At 44.5% G+C, this 5,908-nt stretch carries 5 protein-coding genes; 2 read left to right on the top strand and 3 right to left on the bottom strand.

What is annotated here, in order from left to right; all coding sequences use genetic code 11:
• Both maeA and B4K20_RS00300 read left to right on the top strand, forming a co-directional pair.
• Positions 1 to 1,006: oxaloacetate-decarboxylating malate dehydrogenase (maeA, locus tag B4K20_RS00295; RefSeq protein WP_289281443.1), on the top strand; the 1,006-nt coding region annotated here is incomplete at its 5' end.
• Between the two features lie 155 nt (positions 1,007 to 1,161).
• Positions 1,162 to 1,716 carry a PepSY domain-containing protein gene (locus B4K20_RS00300; RefSeq protein ID WP_286304995.1) on the top strand — a complete coding sequence of 185 codons (555 nt, stop codon included), beginning with the start codon at positions 1,162 to 1,164 and terminating at the stop codon, positions 1,714 to 1,716.
• 72 nt (positions 1,717 to 1,788) lie between these two features.
• Here B4K20_RS00300 and B4K20_RS00305 read toward each other — a convergent pair whose 3' ends face one another.
• The 3 genes from B4K20_RS00305 to B4K20_RS00315 all read right to left on the bottom strand — a co-directional run.
• On the bottom strand, positions 1,789 to 4,611 hold the full coding sequence (locus B4K20_RS00305) for a valine--tRNA ligase (RefSeq protein ID WP_289281444.1): 2,823 nt from the start codon (positions 4,609 to 4,611) through the stop codon (positions 1,789 to 1,791).
• 146 nt (positions 4,612 to 4,757) lie between these two features.
• Positions 4,758 to 5,183, bottom strand: a complete 426-nt coding sequence (locus tag B4K20_RS00310) for a DNA polymerase III subunit chi (protein ID WP_289281445.1) — start codon at positions 5,181 to 5,183, stop codon at positions 4,758 to 4,760.
• A gap of 2 nt (positions 5,184 to 5,185) precedes the next feature.
• A partial coding sequence (locus B4K20_RS00315; protein ID WP_289281446.1) for a leucyl aminopeptidase occupies positions 5,186 to 5,908 on the bottom strand: 723 nt, incomplete at its 5' end.

Raw genomic sequence — 5,908 nt, forward strand, 5'->3', positions numbered from 1 at the left:
CAAAGCTGTAAAGAAACGCTGGCCTGATGTGTTGCTGCAATTTGAAGATTTTGAGCAAAGCAAGGCTTTACCAATTCTTGAGCATTATCAGCATCAACTATGTTGTTTTAATGATGATATTCAGGGTACGGCTGCTGTCACGGTTGGCACCTTATTAGCGGCGTGTCAGGTAAAAAATCAAACATTGTCACAACAAAAAATCGTATTTGCTGGCGCTGGATCTGCCGGCTGCGGCATTGCTGAACTAATCATTCGTCAAATGATGGCGGAAGGATTGGATGAAGCACAGGCACGTGAGCGCGTGTTTATGATTGATAAAGCTGGTTTGCTTGTTGACGATATGGCTGGGCTGTTTGATTTTCAACGTAGGCTAAGCCAGAAATCTCGTATTCGAGAGCAGTGGGGTGTTGATAACAGCACATTAGCATTGGATGATGTCATTCAGCATGTACAACCTACCGTGTTGATTGGTGTTTCTGGACAGGCTGGATTGTTTAATGAGCGTTTGATAAAAAATCTGTTATCACACTGTGAAAGACCGATTATCTTTCCTTTGAGTAATCCCTCTAAACAAATTGAAGCCATACCTGAATCATTGATTCGCTGGACCGATGGTCAAGCGATTATAGCGACAGGGAGTCCATTTGAGCCGGTTCACTACCGGGATAAAACTTACCCTGTAGCACAATGTAATAACAGTTATATTTTCCCAGGCATTGGTTTAGCTGTTATTGCTGGGCAGATAAAACACATTACGCCCGAAATGATGATGGTGGCCAGTGAGGTGCTTGCTTCAGCGTCACCGTTTGTGAATGGCAAGGGCAGTGATTTATTGCCAGCATTAGACAATATTGCTGAGTTGAGTAAGAAAATGGCATCACAAATTGTGAAAGTGGCTCAACAACAAGAATTAGCTCCCTTTATTTCTGATCAAGAACTAGAGCAAAAAATTGAGAAAATCTTTTGGTGTCCCGATTACCGCGAATATAAGCGAGTGAGTATTTAGGAAAAACTTCCTGCCTACCATTTGATAAAATTTCACGAAATAGGAATTTTTCCTGTTCTGTTCAATGGATGTTATAATTTACCTACAAGTTTGATCATTGCTCTTGTGGGTAGAGACTGATCTTTTTGATCTAATCTAATAAGGAGCTCAACACTATGACTTCAATGTTCTTGAAGACCATCCCCGCTGCCATCGCTTTAACACTCAGTTCAACAGCATTCGCTGATACGGACAACTACGACTTAGATGATATCCGTAGCTGGGATATCGTCAAAATTGAAACATGTTTAGATGCGGCATTAGACACTATTCCTGGTCATGCTCGTAAAGTCGAAATGAAAATGGAAGGTGATGATCCTATCTACGAATTCGACATTGAAGCGAAAGCTGATGGCAACACTTACAATGTGGAATGTAACGCTGAAGAAGGTTTCATTACAGAGATTGAGCGTGAAGTGGATGCTAATGATCCTGTTTTCAAAAAATTAGCTAAAATCTCACAAGCGGAAGCGAAAGAGTTCGCTCTTTCTGTTCACCCGGGTGAAGTCGTTGCTTCTGAATACGAAGTGGGCTTTGACGGAGATGCGACGTATGAATTTGATATTCAAAGCATTCATGGCTATGAAGTCAAAGTCGATGTGGATGCAACCACTGGTGAAATTGAAGAAGCCAATATCGAACTGTATGAAATTGGTATGGAAAAAGAATAAGTTAGTTTATTCTGAAATAAAAAAAGCCGCTGTTCATCAGCGGCTTTTTTTTGCTCACAATCAGAGAGTGGGTTAGCTCAGAGCCTTAAGTTGTTGTTCAAGTAAGGCATAGGATTGTTTGAGCTCTGCTAATTTCTCTTTTTCTTTTGCCACGACCTCAGCAGGTGCTTTGGCGACGTAATTTTCATTCGACAGCTTGCCTGAAGATTGTTTGATGACTTTATCCAGCTTCGCCATTTCTTTATTCAGGCGATTGATTTCAGCCTCTTTATCGATCAAACCTTCCAGCGGAATCAGAATTTCCATTTTACCCACTAATGCTGTTGCAGCTGCGGGTGCAGCACCTTCCAGAATTTCAATTGATTCAAGGTTCGCCAGACGGCTCAGGAACTGCTGATTACTGCTCAGAATGGCTCTATCTGATTCAGAAGCATCTTTGAGCAAGACCGGCAATGTTTTCTTCGGTGCAATATTCATTTGCGAGCGTATAGAACGGATACCCGTAATGAACTGCATGACCCATTCCATCTCGGTGACTGCCGCATGATCAACCTTATTCTCATCGGCTATAGGATAAGGCTGACGCATAATCGTCTTACCGTTTACTCCAGCGAGCGGGGCAATGGTCTGCCAGATTTCTTCTGTAATAAACGGCATAAACGGATGTGCCATTCTTAATGTGGCTTCCAGCACACGCACCAGTGTACGACGTGTACCTCGTTTGGCTGCATCAGAAGCGGATTCGCTATTTAATACTGGTTTGGATAGTTCTAAGTACCAGTCACAGTAGCTGTTCCAGATAAATTCATAAATACCTTGAGCAGCGTGATCAAATCGATAAGCTTCAATCGCTGCACTGACTTCTTTTTCAGCGATTTGCAATTGCGAAATAATCCAGCGATCCGCCAGACTGAGTTCCACTTCATCATTGTCAACACCGGTGTCTTGTCCTTCGGTGTTCATCAAAACATAACGCGCTGCATTCCATAATTTATTACAGAAATTACGGTAGCCAGCGATACGATTCATATCAAAGTTGATATCACGGCCGGTAGAAGCCAGCGAAGCAAAGGTAAAGCGCAGTGCGTCTGTACCATGGGGCTCGATGCCCTCCGGGAATTCTTTGCGTGTCGCTTTTTCAATTTTCTCAGCCAGTTGTGGCTGCATCATGCCCGACGTACGTTTTTGTACCAGTGTTTCTAAATCAATACCGTCGATGATATCGATTGGATCTAGCACATTACCTTTGGATTTTGACATTTTATGGCCGTGCGAATCACGAACCAGACCGTGAATGTATACTTCTTTGAACGGCACATCATCCATGAAATGAATGCCCATCATCATCATTCTGGCTACCCAGAAGAAAATAATGTCAAAACCGGTAACCAACACATTACCCGGATACCAGGTTTTTACTGCGTCATCCTCCTTAGGCCAACCTAGAGTTGAGAAGGGCCAAAGTGCTGAGGAGAACCAGGTATCAAGTACGTCTTCATCCTGAGTTAATTGAATGTCTGCAGCGAGGTTATTCTCAGCTCGAACAGCCTCTTCATCATGACCTACATAAACATTGCCTTGCTTATCGTACCAGGCAGGAATGCGGTGACCCCACCAGAGTTGGCGCGAGATACACCAGTCCTGGATATCACGCATCCAGCTGAAATACATGTTTTCATAAGACTTAGGTACAAACTTCACTTTGCCTGTTTCGACTGCTTCAATAGCTGGTTTGGCCAGTGTTTTTGCATCGACATACCATTGATCTGTCAGCATCGGTTCAATGACGACGCCACCACGATCTCCATAAGGTACCGTCAGGTCATGATCTTTGATTTCTTCTAGCAGACCTGCTGCATCGAAGTCGGCGACAATCGCTTTACGTGCGGCAAAGCGCTCTAATCCACGATAGGCTTCCGGAATACTGGCTTCAATGTCAGTATTGGCACTGCCATCTGTATGGAATATTTGTGGAACATCACGTACATCAGCGTTGAGTGTGAAGATATTGATCATGGGCAGACCACAACGCTTGCCAACTTCATAGTCATTGAAGTCATGGGCTGGTGTTACTTTTACCGCGCCCGTGCCTTTTTCCATATCGGCATGTTCATCACCCACAATCGGAATGCGTCGATTAACTAACGGCAATAGAATCTCTTTGCCAATCAGATCCTTGTAACGTGGATCTTCAGGATTCACAGCGACACCTGTATCACCCAGCATGGTTTCTGGACGGGTAGTGGCGACAACGATGTAATCCTTACCTTCACTGGTGGTCAATCCATCAGCAAGCGGGTAGCGCAGATGCCACATATGACCTTTTTGTTCGCGGTTTTCTACTTCCAGATCAGAGATGGCGGTGTGGAGTTTGGGATCCCAGTTAACCAATCGTTTTCCACGATAGATGAGGCCTTCTTTGTATAAATTCACGAAGACGTGTTTAACCGCTTCAGACAAATCGTCATCCATGGTGAAACGATTACGGGACCAATCCAGTGAGGAACCAAGACGACGTAATTGACGCGTGATGTTACCGCCGGATTCTTCTTTCCATTCCCAGATACGTTTGGTGAAGTCATCACGACCAAGATCGTGACGTGTTTTTCCTTCGGCGTTAAGTTGGCGCTCTACCACCATCTGCGTGGCGATACCGGCATGATCGGTTCCGGGTTGCCATAAGGTATTGTCACCTTTCATTCGGTGATAACGAGTCAAGGTATCCATGATGGTGTTATTAAAGCCATGGCCCATATGCAGGCTACCGGTCACATTGGGTGGAGGTAGCATAATGGCGTAGGGTGAACCTTCACCTGTCGGCTTAAACTCGCCAGCCTGTTCCCATTTCTGGTACCAGCGTTGCTCAATTGCGTCAGGGTTGTATGTTTTTTCCATGTGATGTCTTGTCTGTCTGGTCGGTGTACGGGATATACGAACGTAGTCTGTATACGATACAAAATAAACGACGCATTATACCTGCTGTGAGAACATCTGTTCAGGGCAATGTTTGTTTTGAGTTTTTCTAGCGGTAGTGGCGTGGTCTATACGTGGAAAGTTTCGATTTCATAGCCACGTTGTTTGTAAAACTGAAACCGTTGACGACCAGCCTGTTTGCTGGATTCATTATCATCAATAATTTCTGCCACACGCTCAAACTGACTAAAAAATAGAGGTTGTTCTTCTGTCAGGTTAATCATCACATCCATCAGTCTTGGAGGCTGTTTATCCTGATAGCCGATGAGTACAGGGCTTTGATTATCTGTTTGATCAGTCACTTCGTGAGGGACAAAACTGTCTGGTCGAATTGCCCAGAGGGCCGTGTCCATTGACTGACTTTCCTGTTCAGATGCAGTGTGGATATAGATTTGATGACCTTGATGATACGCCTTTTCAGCAAGACGGCAGGCAAATGCCTGCCGCTTGTCTAACTCACTCGATTTGAGAATATACAAGCTGATTCGAGTCATGGTTACTGATTAGACTCGATGCGATTCAGCAGATATTGAACTAACATCGGCACGGGACGACCAGTAGCGCCTTTGTTTTTACCGCTATTCCATGCGGTACCTGCAATATCAAGATGCGCCCAAGTATATTTTTCAGTGAACCTTGATAAGAAACAAGCGGCAGTAACACTACCAGCCTCTTTACCACCGACATTGGCGATGTCGGCAAAATTGCTGTCCAGCAAGGGTTGATAGTCATCCCACAAAGGCAATTGCCATGCACGATCAAAACTATCATTACCGGCTTTTAACAAGTCATCAGCCAGTTGTTGATTATTCGCCATTAAACCTGTCGTTGTGCTGCCCAAAGCCACAATGATAGCGCCAGTCAGTGTGGCAATATCAATGACGATTTCAGGATCGAAGCGCTCGCTGTAGGTGAGTGCATCACACAAAATTAAGCGGCCTTCAGCATCAGTATTGAGAATTTCGATGGTTTTACCAGCCATGCTAGTGACGATATCACCAGGTTTGTTGGCATCACCATCAGGCATGTTTTCAGAACTTGGCACCACGCCCACTACATTGATCGGCAGATTTAATTCTGCCACTGCTTGCAGAGTGCCAAGCACGCTCGCTGAGCCACACATATCGTATTTCATCTCATCCATGCCTTGAGATGGTTTAAGTGAAATACCACCGGCATCAAAGGTGAGCCCTTTACCCACTAATACGACTGGTTTGCT

Source organism: Methylophaga sp. UBA5088 (assembly GCF_002414625.1).
Lineage (GTDB): Bacteria > Pseudomonadota > Gammaproteobacteria > Nitrosococcales > Methylophagaceae > Methylophaga > Methylophaga marina.